This window comes from Bacillus swezeyi (genome assembly GCF_030908325.1).
Lineage (GTDB): Bacteria > Bacillota > Bacilli > Bacillales > Bacillaceae > Bacillus > Bacillus swezeyi.
This window is the reverse complement of record NZ_CP133085.1, coordinates 1,250,827-1,264,571: the sequence shown is the minus strand read 5'-3', so window position 1 is coordinate 1,264,571 and position 13,745 is coordinate 1,250,827. Positions and strand designations below refer to the sequence as shown.

Below are 13,745 nucleotides of genomic sequence, written 5' to 3'. Positions count from 1 at the left end.
ACCGGACGGTTCAAATCCGTCCGGTTATTTCGTTCTGCCCTGTTTTGCCTCACGCCGCAGCAAATAGATAAAATAAGGTCCTCCGATAACGGCGGCAATCAGCCCCGCCGGAATTTCAAGCGGAGGCATCAACCCTCTTCCGACTGCATCCGCCAAGAGCAGGATGATGCCTCCGATCAAGCCTGAGACAGGGATCAGGAGGCGTGAGTCGAAACCTGCCAGCTTTCTCGCGATATGCGGCGCCATCAGCCCGATAAAACCGATTGTACCCACAGCGGTAACGGCGGCCGCTGTCAGCGTAACAGCTGCCGCAAGCAGCAAAAACCTGGTCTTTTCCAGGCTGATGCCAAGACTGACGGCAATACTGTCACCCGATTTGATGATGTCAAGCGACTTTGCCGCAAGCCAAACGGGCGGAATGAGCAGACAGCACCAAATGAAAAGGGACAGCACATCATCCCAGCTTCTTCCCCATAAACTTCCATTCAGCCAAATTAGAGCGCTGTTCACATTCGGACTGGCTCTTGAAATCAACAGCTGGATGCCCGAATGACAGAAAGCATTGACGGCGATTCCGACTAACGCGAGCCGCACTGCGGATATTCCATTTCGATAAGCCAATGAATAAACGAGAACAGCCGCCAGAATGCTGCCTGAAAAAGCAGCGCCTGTCAACAGGAGCGGACTTTGTTGTGAAAACAGCACGGTGACAATCACCGCCCCGAGCCCTGCTCCCCCTGTAATGCCGAGCGTGTCCGGCGCGGCAAGCGGATTTCTCATCAGAGACTGGGCAATAACCCCCGCAATTGCCAAAGCGGCTCCGGCCAGCACGGCCAAGATGATCCTCGGCATCCTAAATTCCATCACCATAAACCGCACCCCGGGATCTCCTTGTCCTGTCAAAGATTTAATCACGTCTAAAAGCGGGATTTTCTCATCGCCGATCGCTAAATTGACTAAAACAAGCAGCAGCAGAAAAGCGGACAGCACGAGCAGGACGGCCGCTGTTTTTCCAACATGTTGTTTTGTTTGGTCTGTAAGTTTGTTCAAGACGCGGCCCCCTCTTTTCGTCTTCTCGCCAAGTAAATAAAAAAGGGTGTTCCGAGCACTGCTGTGACAACGCCGACCGGTGTTTGATAAGGAAAATAAACAAATCGTGATGCGATATCGGCCAGAAGGAGCAGAACCGCGCCTAGCATCGCCGAATACGGAATCACCGTTCGGTAGTCCGCCCCCATGATATAACGAATCATATGAGGAACCATCAAACCGATAAAACCAATCGGACCGGCGGCCGCCACAGATGCCCCCGCAAGCGCGACGACAGTGATGGCTATGAATATCCGGCTGATCCAGACTTTTTGTCCCAAGCTTTGAGAAATATCATCACCAAGGCTGAGGACGGAAGCCGCTTTTCCTAAAGCAAAAGCAGTCACTAAACCGGCGGCGCTGACCGGAATCAAAAAAACCAGCTTGTCCCATGAACTCCCGGCTAAAGAGCCGGAAAGCCAAAACAGGATCGTCTCCGTCGACTCTTCATTAAAAATCAGCAGCATTTGTGTCACTGATGCAAGGATCGCTTGGATAACGACACCGATTAATGCAAAACTGATATCGCGATGATGCTCGCTTAAAACCGATGCGATCATATAAACAATCAGGGCGGCGGCGGATCCTCCGGCAAAAGCGGCGCCCATCGTCAGCTGGAGACTGACGGCAGCCGGAAACATCACCAACAGGAACACAACAGCCGCCGAAGCGCCTGCATTAATGCCAAAAACACTCGGCGATGCAAGCGGGTTTCTCGTCACCGCCTGCATAAGCGCCCCCGCCGCTCCGAGATTGGCCCCGATCAAAGCGGCTTCCAAAGCGCGCGGTATTCTAATAGACTGAATGATAGAATGCAATTTTGACCCATCATATGAAAAAACGGCCGCCCATATATCAGAAAACGCGATATTGGATGAACCGATAGATATCGACAGCATCAAACTCACAATGAAAAGAACCAAAAAAACGCCCCTGATCAAGAGCTTTTTTTTCATAAAAGCGGATCACCTCCTGAGAAAAAACAAGCGCATGCTTTCCGAAAAAAGCATGCGTTGGTCTGCCTGAAGAAAACACCGGCAGTGATGGAACATCTGTCTTTTTATGAATTCTTTTCGGCAGCGGGCAGAATATCTTGATCGATTTCGTCAATTACGGCATTTGCCCCGTTCACGCTGCGGCGGAGCGACCACGCAAATCGATCAACCTCATATACTTTATGATTCTTCACAGCGTTGAGCTTCTGCCAAAGCGGATCTTTTTCAATCTCCCTTTTACCATCTTTATCCAATTTATCTTTTTCTCCTGTCATCAATATAATGACATCCGGATCTTTTTCAAGGAGCTGTTCGATCGTCATTTTAATATTGACGGACTCACCGTTTGCAGCTTCGCTTTTTTGGCTGTCCCCCACACCGTATGTGTAGCCGATTTTCGTTAACAGCTGAGACGTGAAAAAGTTCTCGTCACGGACGGTGATCTCTTCATTTGTATTTCCGATTAGGAGAATGCTTTGCTTTTGATCAGAAAACTTGTCTTGCAGAGATGTCAGTTTTTCGTTATGCTCAGCCAGTTTTTTCTCCATTTCGCTTTCTTTGCCGACCGCTTTTGCAATCGTTGCGGAAGCGTCAAGCGTATCCTGATAATCGGCATTTAAATTTTGCAAAGCAATCGTCGGCGCGATTTTTGACAGTTTATCATACACACCGCTGTGTCTGCTTGAATCGGCGATAATTAAATCGGGTTTTAAAGCGGCGATCTTTTCAAGGCTTGGCTGGGCGCGGGTGCCGACCGAAGTATAGCCTTTTATTTCTTCTCTCACTTTTTCATTAATAAACTTAGGCTTCCCGTCATCCGCGACACCGACAGGTTTAATGCCTGTGTCCACCAGCGCGTCAATAAAACCAAGTTCAAGAACGACAACCTTTTTCGGGTTTTTTGGCACTTTCGTTTCGCCAAGGTCATGTTTTACCGTCACAGTATCCTGATTTTCGGCACTCTCTTTTTGTCCGGAGCACGCCGACAAAACAAACATAAGCAGGATCAAAGATAGAATCGTAGTAAAGTATCTGAGCTTCATATGTATCTCCTTTTTTCTTAATAGACGATAACATTATAGCAACACAGCGGGATCATGACAATGATAATCATTATCATTTTTATAAAAATAGTGATTTCCTTCTCCTTTAACACTGCACTTTTCGGCAGCCTCTGCCATGTACACATTTTAAAAATATTATTTTATAAAATGAATAAATAGTATTTTCATAAAATAAAGGAATAAAATAAACTCTTGTCCCCGTTGAGCAACGGGACATCTTTCATACGAAAAAAACAGCGAAAACACCTACTTTTGGTGTTGTTTATTTTTCTAAAATCGTTATTTATAACTAGAAAATCGCAAGGGCTTCTTCAAAAAAATAGGTCTTCCAAATAATTCATTTTTTCTCTATAATGAATTAACAGAATAATTTGAATAGAGTATATTATCCTTCTATTTTAATTATTCTGAATAAAATAAGAGGAGAGTGAGCAACGATGAGAAAAAAGAGTTTATGGCTTAGTGTGCTGACGGCCCTTCTGCTTGTTTTCACAATGGCTTTCAGCGATTCGGCTTCTGCTGCCCAGTCTGCGAAAAATGTAGAAAAGGATTATATTGTCGGATTTAAATCCTCAATGAAAACAGCTTCCGTCAAAAAGGACGTCATCAAAGAGAGCGGCGGAAAGGTCGAAAAGCAGTTTAAAATCATCAACGCAGCAAAAGTGAAGCTCGATAAAGAAGCGCTGAAAGAAGTAAAAAATGATCCGAGCGTCGCGTATGTAGAAGAGGATCACGTCGCACATGCACTGGCACAAACTGTCCCTTACGGCATCTCGCTCATCAAAGCTGACAAAGTACAAGCCCAAGGCTATAAAGGAGCTAATGTAAAAGTCGGTGTCATCGATACCGGGATCCAATCCTCTCATTCAGACTTAAATGTCGTCGGCGGAGCAAGCTTTGTATCCGGTGATTCCAACCCTTATAACGACGGGAACGGACACGGTACGCATGTGGCAGGTACGGTAGCTGCGCTTGATAATACAACTGGCGTTTTAGGTGTTGCGCCAAATGTTTCCCTCTACGCCATCAAAGTGCTAAATTCGAGCGGCAGCGGAACATACAGCGCCATCGTTAGCGGAATCGAGTGGGCTACGGCAAATGGAATGGATGTCATCAACATGAGCCTCGGCGGATCATCCGGCTCGACTGCACTGAAACAGGCGGTGGATAGAGCATATTCAAGCGGGGTTGTCGTTGTGGCAGCAGCGGGGAACAGCGGATCATCAGGGAGCGCTAATACAATCGGCTATCCGGCCAAATACGACTCTGTCATTGCTGTCGGTGCGGTAGATTCTAACAGCAACAGAGCTTCATTCTCAAGTGTGGGAGCAGAGCTTGAGGTCATGGCTCCGGGTTCAGCAGTGTACAGCACATACCCTGCCAACACTTATGCAACACTGAACGGAACTTCAATGGCTTCTCCTCATGTTGCAGGAGCAGCAGCTTTGGTCTTGTCAAAATACCCAACGCTTTCAGCTTCACAAGTTCGCAACCGCCTCTCAAGCACAGCGACTTATTTGGGAAGCTCCTTCTACTATGGCAATGGGCTGATCAATACCGAAGCTGCCGCTCAGTAACATATTTTAACAAAAACTGTATAGAAAAAGCTAGTGTCTAAAGACATTGGCTTTTTCTTTATTCATTTGATGCTTTTTCAACATTTTGAATGCGCTCCATAATCGTCGGGTGTCCGTATTTAAAAATTTTGACTAGGAATGGCGGATTCGCCTCGCTCAGCCCCGCTTTCGACAGCTCCTGAAAGGTAGTAACAGCAGCCTCTTTGTTTTCCGTCAATTCGATGGCATACTGGTCAGCCGCTTTTTCCTGATGTCTTGATACTGCGTTTGTAAAAGGAGAAACAGCAAAGGAAATCACACCGAGGACGACCAGTAAAAGCGGAAGTGCGGCCAGATCAGATTTGCCTGCAATATGAAGCCTACTTCCATAGCGGCTGATCATCCATTTATATATTTTGCCGATCACATACAAACCGGCGAGAGACAAAAGCAAATACCCGCCGAGCCCTATGTAGACATGCTTCATCACATAGTGGCCCATTTCATGCGCCATAATAAACAAAATTTCAGACCCATCAAGCTTGTTCAGCGTCGTATCCCACAAAACGATCCTTTTATTGGCACCGATCCCTGTCACATAAGCATTTAATGCGTTCGTTTTTTCAGACATGTTCACTTCATAGACATGATTTGCCGGTATGTCCGCCTGATCGGCCAGCTTCAGAATGTGCTGCTCCAAATCTTTATTTTTCAGCGGGTAAAAATCATTATACAAAGGGTCGATGACAACTGGCTGGAGAAAAAACAAAAAGAGCGTAAACGGAACGGTCAAGCACCATGCATAGAACCACCACCGTTTTTCATGCCTTTTGATCAGCCAGTAAAACACCATGACTACCCCTGCCGTTAGTGGAAAACTGATCCAAAAGTCAATCACCTGATCTTTGATCCAGCTGGCAGTCGTCTGGGTTGAAATCCCGTACTCTAACGAGAATTGGTAGCTGATCCAGTCAAGCGGCAATGAAGCGGCCGTCACAATCAAAAATAAGCTGAAAACATAAACCGCAATCTGAATGAACCTTCGCTTTGAAGTCTGCTCCGCCCAATGCTTCATCTTCTTGGATAAACCTGCAATCAAAAGAATAAAAAACAAAAACCATTCAAACGGAATCCGGACAAAAAACAGAAAATCTTTGATTTTCGAATATTCTTCAGTCAGCATGAGTTCCCGTTGATTCATAAATGTCGCCGGGTCTGCGCTTGTCCCTTTCAGCCCCTCAGGAACAGAGGAATCGCCGGTCAGAAAGAGATACCAATAGAAAAAAAGACCATACAGAACATAAAGCAGACCGGCGCCTACAATCCACTTCCGCATGACGAATCACTTCCTCTCACAAAAGCCGTTTCTTCTATTGTAAGCTTTTTATCGCAAAGTTAGAACCAAGCCTTACAATGAGAACAAGAGACCCGCTCCCGCAAGCGTCAAGATCGTTCCTGTTACAACAATGATGACGCTCGCCCCTAAATAGGAAAATAAAAACGCGATAAGAGCGCCGGCAAGTCCGTAGAGCATGCCGCTTTGAATGAAAAAAACCCCCGGAAAAATCAAAGCGCCCAGAACAGCGTAAGGCACGTTTTTTAAAACACGCTCTAAAAAGCCGGGAAGTTTGAGGCTTTCAAAAGCGACTAAAGGGATCATCCGCGGCACATATGTAACAGCAGCCATTCCGAGAATCATCCAGATGATGGGACTAAACATATTTTCTTTTCCCCTCTGTTCTAAAATGATAAAGCCATTCAATCAGGACAGCCGAAAAGAGCGTAGCGCAAACGATCGACCAGCCAGCTGACAGCATGCCGTTCAACTGGAAAATAGTATTGAATAAAGCTGCCGCCCCCGCCAAAAAAAGAACTTTCATCTGTTTTTTCATAGTCGGGACAAGAAGTCCGATAAACATTGCGTAAAGGGCAATGCTCATGCTTTCCTGCAAGACGGCGGGCATCGCGGCTCCTGCAGCATGACCGGCAGCACTCCAAAAAACCCAGCTCACATATCCGATCGAACCAAGGCCCATCATATATCGCGTTGTCAATTTTTCTTTTCTTAAAGCAGCGACTGTAAATGACTCGTCCGTCACCGCAAAAAAAGCATAAATCGCTTTTTTCCAGGATGAATCCTTTTCAACCAACTGATTCAAAGAGGCAGAAAATAAAAAATGCCTGATATTGACGATAAAAGTCGTCATGATAATTTCAATGATTCCCGTTTGAACGGCGAGCATGCTCAAAGACATGTACTGTGACGCCCCGCCAAAAACAAGCGCACTCATTAAAAACGTTTCAAAAAGCGACAAGCCCGTTGTTTTTGCCAAAAGCCCGAACGTCAGAGCAACCGGAATGTAGCCGACTGCAAGCGAAGTCCCTGAACGAAGTCCATCAATAAATGTAAGTGAACGCTGGTTTTCCATTTTGACACCTCTTACGGATAATAAATTAATGTATAGCAAGATGCGGCTTGTTCCGTATCGTTTTCATACGCGTGAACAGTATTTGCGGTAAAATGCATAGCATCACCCTCATGTAATTCACAGCTGTAGTCTCCCGCAGCCACCTTCATCGTTCCTTTGCTGACGAGCACGTATTCTTCAATTCCGCCGTGATGGGGTTCAGACTCATGCATACAGCCCGGCAGCAGTTCAATATAAAAAATTTCAAACTTTTTTTTCTGATCGTATGGGAAATGCGGGAAAGCCGCATATTTGTCTTCTCCCGCCATAACAGGCGTTTTCTCGAGCCTTCGGACGACTGTCGGTTCCCCGGCGGGCTTTTCAGCCAATGAAGTAAACGATACCTGCAGGCCGTTGGCGATTTTCCACAGCGTGGTAATCGTCGGGCTTGAAGCGCCTTTTTCGATTTGCGCGAGCATTCCTTTGCTGACGCCGGTTATCGATGATAGTTGATCAAGACTGTAATTGCGGACTTTTCGAAGCCTTTTGATATTTTCGGCCACTTGCTTTTCAATGGAATTCATCCTTTAGCCCCCTCACAATAAATTGAACATTTGTATAATTTATTGAACATTATAGCATATTTTTTCAGGATGAAAAGACCTCTAAACGGAGAAACTTGCTACTAGAGGTGATCATTCTGAAAAAAATAATGGGTATCGTGCTTTTTTTCGGTATTTTATCACTCAGCGTTTTTTATATATTCAACCTGATGGCAGAGCCTTTTGATTCAAGAAATGCCGAAGAAATCACATTTATGCCGGCAGAGAAAAGCGGGAAGGCGATCAGGATCAAAGAGAGGCAGAGCATAGACGGCATTTTGGATACGTTCAACAAAGGAAAAAGAATGAAGAAAAATAAAGCTCATGAACGGTCTCAGCCAGACTATCACGGAGATATCAAAATGAGCGATACACACCATGTCCCTTTCACCGTCTGGCTTGAGAAAGATCAAGCCGTGATCTTACAAAACGATGATGATACTTATTTCCATCTCAATCAACGGGACAAAGCCGATCTCATTAAAAAAATGCAAAAAGGGACGTAACCCCGTCCCTTTTCTTTGTTTAAGATTGCTTCGAAAGCATGTCCTTTAAAGCGCGCCTTAAAATTTTCCCGGTCGAATTTTTCGGAATTTCCTCCAAAAAAACGATTGCTGAAGGCCGCTTGTATTTGGCAAGGTGCTTTTTGCAGTGGGAAGAAACGTCATCTTCTGTAAGCGTCTTTGTCTTCGGAACGACATAGCACTGAACCGCTTCTCCTTTAGTGGGATCGGGAACCCCGATAACCACCGCCTCGGCCACTTCCGGATGCCGATAAAGAACCTCCTCGATTTCTCTCGGGTACACATTGTAGCCGCCGACAATGATCATATCTTTTTTTCTGTCGACAATATAGAAATAACCGTCTTCATCCCGTCTTGCCAGGTCGCCCGTATAGAGCCATCCGTCTTTCAATGTATGGGCCGTTTCTTCAGGCATCTTATAGTAGCCCTTCATCACATTCGGACCCTTGACGATCAATTCGCCGACTTGGCCTGGAGGAAGCTCTTCCCCTAGTTCATCTACGACTTTGTTTTTCACATTGAGAATGTTGGTGCCGATCGATCCCGGCTTGCGGCCTGTGCTGAACGGATTAAAACATGACACAGGGGATGCTTCAGACAATCCGTAGCCTTCTAATACGAGAACATCGAACTTGTCTTCAAAGCTCTTCAATAAGGCGACAGGCATTGCGGCACCTCCTGAGATGCAAATCCGGATGGAATCAAACCCGGTTGCATCAGCCTCATCATACTGGTACAAATAGTTATACATCGTTGGAACACCGGAGAAGATTGTCGCTTTGTACTTTTTAACGAGCTTAAAAACGGCTGCCGGACTGAACTTCGGCACGATAAGGATGGCGGCGCCGTTCATCAGCGGAGCGTTCATGCAGACCGTCAAGCAGAACACGTGGAACATCGGCAGAGCGGCAACGACAAGATCGGCTTCATTCATCGTTAAATACTGCGCCGTGTCATTTGCATTTGAAAAAAGATTTTGATGTGTCAGCATCGCTCCCTTCGGTTTTCCAGTCGTTCCCGATGTATAGAGAATCGCGGCCGTATCTTCTTCTTTGAGCTCAGGAAAAGACTGAACAGAAGATCTCATCATCTTTGAAAACGATTTCAATTTCATGTTGATCTCTATGTTTTCTGATTCTTTAAGCGGTTCTCCTGTCTCACAAAGCACAACATGCTCGACTTTTGGAAGAGATTCATGCATTTTTTCATACAAAGGAAGGAGCTGGCCGGCTGCCACAATGACTTTTGCATCTCCATTGGTCAGCATATAGCCGATCTCTGTCGGTGTATAAGTCGGATTAATTGGAATAACTACAGCCCCGGCTTTCAATGCTCCATAAAAAGAAATCAGAAAATGCGGTGTATTGCCGAGAAGCAATGCGACATGATCCCCTTTTTCAACCCCTAATTCATGCAATCCCCCGGCAAAACGATCAATTTTTTGCTGCAATCCCCCGTAAGATTCTGTCTGTTCCCCAAAAATATAAGCGGTTCGGTCAGGCTTTGATTTAGCTGTTTCACCTAATTTTGAAACTAAATTCATTCTCCCACCCCTTAAAAATGAATGAATAACCATTCATTTTGTGATAATCAAAATCTATCCCCATTATATTAAATGAACAGAAAACACTCAAGAGCTCTAGGGAAATATCTTCCATCCCTCTTCATTTAAAACCGGGAGTAAATGAAGAAAAGAGCTGCCCCCAGCTCTAAAAACCGATGGGCATGCTCTTCTTTAGTATACGAGATCCAAAAATTCTTCTTTTTGAATGTTGCCGAAATAATGCTGAATATCAACACCTTGAAGGGCTTCTTCGATTGCATTTCTCTCATATTGAACACCTGCCAGCTTCTCTTCGATGTCCCCGATATCGCCGACTCCGAAAAAGTCGCCGTATACTTTACATTCATGAATCACGCCTTTATGTACTTCGAGACGAATGTCGATTGATCCGGCTGCAAAACGTTTTGAATGCTGGAGGTTGAATTTTGGTGATTTTCCGTAGTTCCAATCCCAATTTTGATAACGTTCTTTTGAGATTTGATGAATGATTTTCCAATCCTCATCAGTCAGCTTGTACTCCGGAATTTCATCCTCTGTATCGAAAATGTAGCGAAGGAGGAGATTCCGGAATTCCTCGGTCGTCATCTTCTGATCAAGAAACTCGCTGATGTTGGCAACACGGCTTCTAATCGATTTAATACCCTTTGACTCGATTTTATCCTTCTTCACCTTCAATGCGGATACGACGTGTTCAATTTCGGAATCAAATAAAAGCGTCCCATGGCTGAACATTCTGCCTCGCGTTGAAAACTGGGCATTCCCCGAAATTTTACGTCCGTTCGCCATCAAATCGTTTCGGCCGCTCAGCTCTGCGTCCACACCAAGCCGCTTTAAAGCCTCGACAACAGGCTCTGTAAACTTCTTAAAGTTATGAAAACTGTTGCCGTCATCCTTTGTAATGAAGCTGAAATTCAAGTTTCCGAGATCATGATAAACAGCTCCTCCGCCCGAAAGCCTGCGGACGACGATAATCCCGTTTTCATCTACATACTTTGTATTGATTTCTTCGATTGTATTTTGATTTTTGCCGATGATGATCGACGGCTGATTGATATAAAACAGCAGATATGTTTGTTCTGGATCAAGATGCTTTAAGCAGTACTCCTCAATTGCCAAGTTGATCCTCGGATCTGTGATATGTTGATTATCGATAAACAGCATGTTTCTTTCCTCCTTCTAGTCTCCCCACACAAAACCGGTTTGCGCCAGATCAACAGCGCCGTTATAAACCGTTGTTGCCTCTTCTATTAGTTTCTGATGCTCCCCAAAATGCGGGAGGTGTGTCAGCAGAAGATGCCCTGCTCCGGCTTCCGCCGCGATCCGGCCCGCTTCAAGGCTGTTCATATGCCCTGCCTTTGCACCGTCCTGACCCGCATAAAAATTGCACTCGCTGATCACTAGATCCGCCCCTTCGCTAAAAGGGATAAACGCTTCCTGAAAGCTCGAATCAGCAGTATAAACGACAGAGTGTGCACCGTCTGTGATCCGCATGGCAAAGCAGTCAACAGGATGCGCCGTTTTCAAAAATGTGAATGTAAACGGGCCGATTGTTAAGGGCTGCCCAGGATCGTACGGGTATCCGGCAGTATGCGTTTTATATGTAAGCCTTGAAAACTGATCTTCATCAAAAGGATGTCCATATATCGGAAGCGCATTCACGCCTTTTCCAAGGAATGAACCGACCAGTTTGGCAAATTGCAAAGGGCCGATGTCTGCGATATGGTCGTGATGATAATGGGATAAAATAACGGCATCAAGCTTCTCAACAGGCAAAAACTGCTGAAGTTTGGATAAAACCGCACTGCCGCAATCGATTAAAACAGAGTAATCCCCTGATTGTACGAGATAACCGGAAGTCGCTTCATTCGCAGCCGGAAATCCTCCATAGCAGCCTATTACAGTGATCTTCATATCATTCACACCCCATGTTTATGGCTTTAGTCCCCCTATTCAATATACCCATTTTTCTTAAAAATTGCATGTTTTATGTTTTGTCATAAAACAGACATTGATTTTCTGCATACTGTTATAATACAATGTTATCAACAAATGAATTGGGGGAATTGAAATGCTGGCTAAGATCACCGAGTTTTTCAGAAATTTACCTTCCAAAAAATGTACAGAGTGCGGCAATGAAATTGATGAACAGCATGAATGCTATGGAAATACATGTTCTAAGTGTCTCAATTTGAAAGATCTATAAACCTGGCAAAATACACTCCGGAGGACATTCGATCCCCGGGGTGTTTTTTTTGTCACAAAGTTAGTCATAAAGAGAGAGATTTGTGTCAAAATTCATTATTTTAATAACATTTTACTATGTTTCTTAGGAAAAATAGACTCCGCTTTGCAGACCAGCTTGGCTTTAAAACCGGTATAATGATCTCATATCTGAATTTTCAATATATTCAGATGTTATTTTTTTATGGACGAGCTTCTTTTTCTTTCGCTATACTTAATTTACGATCTCGTATTTAATATTCTAGTATAATTAAATATTCGTTGGGAGGGCCTCTATGAAAAGATTCAAAATCGGATTGGCCACACAAATTTTTCTCGGACTGATTTTAGGTGTTGCAGCTGGAGCGATTTGGTTCGGAAATCCTGCTGTTGAAACATACCTTCAGCCTGTGGGCGACTTATTCTTGAGACTCATCAAGATGATTGTCATTCCAATTGTCGTATCAAGCTTAATCGTTGGGGTTGCCGGAGCTGGAAGCGGCAAAAAAGTCGGCAGACTCGGCTTCCGGACGATTCTCTATTTTGAGATCATCACCACTTTTGCGATTGTTCTCGGCCTGCTCTTGGGAAACATTTTGCAGCCTGGACACGGCGTTAATTTTTCGGATACCGAAAAGACGGATATTAGCCAATATGTCCAAACCGAAAAAGAAGCCAGCACAAAATCGGTCGCAGATACTTTCTTACATATTGTGCCGACAAACTTTTTCCAATCTCTTGCTGAAGGAGACCTGCTGGCGATTATTTGCTTCACCGTCCTCTTTGCCCTCGGGGTTTCAGCAATCGGAGAAAAGGGAAAGCCTGTGCTTTCGTTTTTTGAAGCAACTTCTCAGGCCATGTTTCATGTCGTCAACATTGTCATGAAATTTGCACCGTTCGGCGTGTTTGCTTTAATTGGTGTAACGGTTTCAAAATTTGGTTTTTCTTCATTGCTGTCGCTGGGAAAGCTTGTTTTATTGGTCTATTTTGCACTGGCTTTTTTCTTGATTGTCGTCTTTGGCATTGTCGCCAAATTGGCCGGCATCAGCATATTTAAATTTTTGGCATACCTAAAGGACGAGCTTCTCCTCGCGTTCAGTACATCAAGCTCAGAAACCGTTCTGCCCCGCGTGATGGAAAAGATGGAGAAAATCGGCTGTCCAAAAGGGATCGTCTCGTTTGTCATACCGATCGGCTATACCTTTAATCTTGACGGCTCTGTACTATATCAGGCGATTGCCGCTTTGTTTTTGGCGCAGGTTTATGGCATCGATCTGTCCATTGCCCAGCAGCTTACCTTAATTCTCGTACTGATGGTCACATCAAAAGGAATGGCTGCGGTGCCAGGCACATCGTTTGTCGTGCTTCTGGCGACGCTCGGAACAATTGGCGTCCCGCCTGAAGGACTGGCTTTTATCGCCGGCGTCGACCGGATCATGGACATGGCGCGTACGGTCGTCAACTTAACCGGAAACGCCCTTGCAGCTGTCGTGATGTCCAAATGGGAAGGTGAATATGATGCATTTAAAGGACACGCTGAACTGAACAAAACTGAGCCTGCCGACATGAAAATGTCCAGCTGACGGCACACTGAAAAACGTATGTTTCCGGGCGGAAAACATACGTTTTTTTCAAAAATATACGATTTAATCAAGAAACCTGTCCAAACAGCTTCCTTCCAGTTACATACGATGTACTGTAGTTAAATTAAGAAAGAAACTGG

The 13,745-nt window shown here is 44.9% G+C and carries 14 protein-coding genes; 4 read left to right on the top strand and 10 right to left on the bottom strand.

Going from position 1 to position 13,745, the window contains the following annotated elements; genetic code table 11:
• Nucleotides 1–24: 24 nt before the first annotated feature.
• The 3 genes from RBH91_RS06050 to RBH91_RS06040 all read right to left on the bottom strand — a co-directional run bounded on the left by RBH91_RS06050 (nt 25) and on the right by RBH91_RS06040 (nt 3,127).
• Nucleotides 25–1,050, bottom strand: coding sequence for a FecCD family ABC transporter permease (locus RBH91_RS06050; RefSeq protein WP_307893815.1), 1,026 nt, complete (start codon nt 1,048–1,050; stop codon nt 25–27).
• Nucleotides 1,047–2,045, bottom strand: coding sequence for a FecCD family ABC transporter permease (locus tag RBH91_RS06045; protein WP_307893814.1), 999 nt, complete (start codon nt 2,043–2,045; stop codon nt 1,047–1,049). The genes RBH91_RS06050 and RBH91_RS06045 overlap by 4 nt, the downstream gene beginning before the upstream one ends.
• Before the next feature lie 104 nt (nt 2,046–2,149).
• The gene (locus RBH91_RS06040) at nt 2,150–3,127 is read right to left on the bottom strand and encodes an ABC transporter substrate-binding protein (RefSeq protein WP_307893813.1); all 978 of its coding nucleotides are present in this window, start codon (nt 3,125–3,127) and stop codon (nt 2,150–2,152) included.
• Nucleotides 3,128–3,585: 458 nt separating this feature from the next.
• Here RBH91_RS06040 and RBH91_RS06035 point away from each other — a divergent pair, with 458 nt between their 5' ends.
• Nucleotides 3,586–4,725 carry a S8 family peptidase gene (locus tag RBH91_RS06035; RefSeq protein WP_076761713.1) on the top strand — a complete coding sequence of 380 codons (1,140 nt, stop codon included), beginning with the start codon at nt 3,586–3,588 and terminating at the stop codon, nt 4,723–4,725.
• 58 nt (nt 4,726–4,783) lie between these two features.
• On the opposite strand, the gene RBH91_RS06030 is transcribed toward RBH91_RS06035, so the two are convergent.
• The 4 genes from RBH91_RS06030 to RBH91_RS06015 form a co-directional block, all read right to left on the bottom strand.
• Nucleotides 4,784–6,040 (bottom strand): M48 family metallopeptidase, encoded by a 1,257-nt coding sequence (locus tag RBH91_RS06030; RefSeq protein WP_307893812.1) that lies wholly within the window; start codon nt 6,038–6,040, stop codon nt 4,784–4,786.
• 72 nt (nt 6,041–6,112) lie between these two features.
• Entirely contained in the window at nt 6,113–6,424 is a 312-nt protein-coding gene (locus RBH91_RS06025) for an AzlD domain-containing protein (RefSeq protein ID WP_076761711.1), read from the bottom strand.
• Nucleotides 6,417–7,133: an AzlC family ABC transporter permease gene (locus tag RBH91_RS06020; protein WP_076761710.1), complete on the bottom strand. Its 717-nt coding sequence runs from the start codon at nt 7,131–7,133 to the stop codon at nt 6,417–6,419. The genes RBH91_RS06025 and RBH91_RS06020 overlap by 8 nt, the downstream gene beginning before the upstream one ends.
• Before the next feature lie 11 nt (nt 7,134–7,144).
• Entirely contained in the window at nt 7,145–7,696 is a 552-nt protein-coding gene (locus RBH91_RS06015; RefSeq protein ID WP_307893811.1) for a helix-turn-helix domain-containing protein, read from the bottom strand.
• Nucleotides 7,697–7,791: 95 nt separating this feature from the next.
• Between RBH91_RS06015 and RBH91_RS06010 the strand changes: the two genes are divergently transcribed.
• Nucleotides 7,792–8,220, top strand: coding sequence for a YhfM domain-containing protein (locus tag RBH91_RS06010; protein WP_307893810.1), 429 nt, complete (start codon nt 7,792–7,794; stop codon nt 8,218–8,220).
• A gap of 19 nt (nt 8,221–8,239) precedes the next feature.
• Here RBH91_RS06010 and RBH91_RS06005 read toward each other — a convergent pair whose 3' ends face one another.
• From RBH91_RS06005 to RBH91_RS05995, 3 genes are all read right to left on the bottom strand, one after another.
• Nucleotides 8,240–9,781, bottom strand: a complete 1,542-nt coding sequence (locus tag RBH91_RS06005) for a fatty acid--CoA ligase family protein (protein ID WP_076761707.1) — start codon at nt 9,779–9,781, stop codon at nt 8,240–8,242.
• Nucleotides 9,782–9,973: 192 nt separating this feature from the next.
• Nucleotides 9,974–10,963 (bottom strand): lipoate--protein ligase, encoded by a 990-nt coding sequence (locus tag RBH91_RS06000; RefSeq protein WP_307893809.1) that lies wholly within the window; start codon nt 10,961–10,963, stop codon nt 9,974–9,976.
• A gap of 15 nt (nt 10,964–10,978) precedes the next feature.
• Entirely contained in the window at nt 10,979–11,713 is a 735-nt protein-coding gene (locus RBH91_RS05995) for an MBL fold metallo-hydrolase (protein ID WP_307893808.1), read from the bottom strand.
• 157 nt (nt 11,714–11,870) lie between these two features.
• Here RBH91_RS05995 and yhfH point away from each other — a divergent pair, with 157 nt between their 5' ends.
• Both yhfH and RBH91_RS05985 read left to right on the top strand, forming a co-directional pair.
• Complete coding sequence (yhfH, locus tag RBH91_RS05990) at nt 11,871–12,005, top strand: protein YhfH (RefSeq protein ID WP_076761704.1); 135 nt, start codon at nt 11,871–11,873, stop codon at nt 12,003–12,005.
• A 313-nt stretch (nt 12,006–12,318) separates the two neighbouring features.
• Nucleotides 12,319–13,605, top strand: coding sequence for a glutamate/proton symporter GltT (locus RBH91_RS05985; protein ID WP_307893807.1), 1,287 nt, complete (start codon nt 12,319–12,321; stop codon nt 13,603–13,605).
• Nucleotides 13,606–13,745: the final 140 nt, after the last annotated feature.

Excerpts from the sequence above, each read along its gene's own strand:
- RBH91_RS05995 (WP_307893808.1), bottom strand. The coding sequence starts at position 11,713 with ATGAAGATCACTGTAATAGGCTGCTATGGAGGATTTCCGGCTGCGAAT.
- RBH91_RS06040 (WP_307893813.1), bottom strand. The coding sequence starts at position 3,127 with ATGAAGCTCAGATACTTTACTACGATTCTATCTTTGATCCTGCTTATG.
- RBH91_RS06035 (WP_076761713.1), top strand. The coding sequence starts at position 3,586 with ATGAGAAAAAAGAGTTTATGGCTTAGTGTGCTGACGGCCCTTCTGCTT.
- yhfH (WP_076761704.1), top strand. The coding sequence starts at position 11,871 with ATGCTGGCTAAGATCACCGAGTTTTTCAGAAATTTACCTTCCAAAAAA.
- RBH91_RS06030 (WP_307893812.1), bottom strand. The coding sequence starts at position 6,040 with ATGCGGAAGTGGATTGTAGGCGCCGGTCTGCTTTATGTTCTGTATGGT.
- RBH91_RS05985 (WP_307893807.1), top strand. The coding sequence starts at position 12,319 with ATGAAAAGATTCAAAATCGGATTGGCCACACAAATTTTTCTCGGACTG.
- RBH91_RS06015 (WP_307893811.1), bottom strand. The coding sequence starts at position 7,696 with ATGAATTCCATTGAAAAGCAAGTGGCCGAAAATATCAAAAGGCTTCGA.
- RBH91_RS06000 (WP_307893809.1), bottom strand. The coding sequence starts at position 10,963 with ATGCTGTTTATCGATAATCAACATATCACAGATCCGAGGATCAACTTG.
- RBH91_RS06045 (WP_307893814.1), bottom strand. The coding sequence starts at position 2,045 with ATGAAAAAAAAGCTCTTGATCAGGGGCGTTTTTTTGGTTCTTTTCATT.
- RBH91_RS06020 (WP_076761710.1), bottom strand. The coding sequence starts at position 7,133 with ATGGAAAACCAGCGTTCACTTACATTTATTGATGGACTTCGTTCAGGG.
- RBH91_RS06025 (WP_076761711.1), bottom strand. The coding sequence starts at position 6,424 with ATGTTTAGTCCCATCATCTGGATGATTCTCGGAATGGCTGCTGTTACA.
- RBH91_RS06005 (WP_076761707.1), bottom strand. The coding sequence starts at position 9,781 with ATGAATTTAGTTTCAAAATTAGGTGAAACAGCTAAATCAAAGCCTGAC.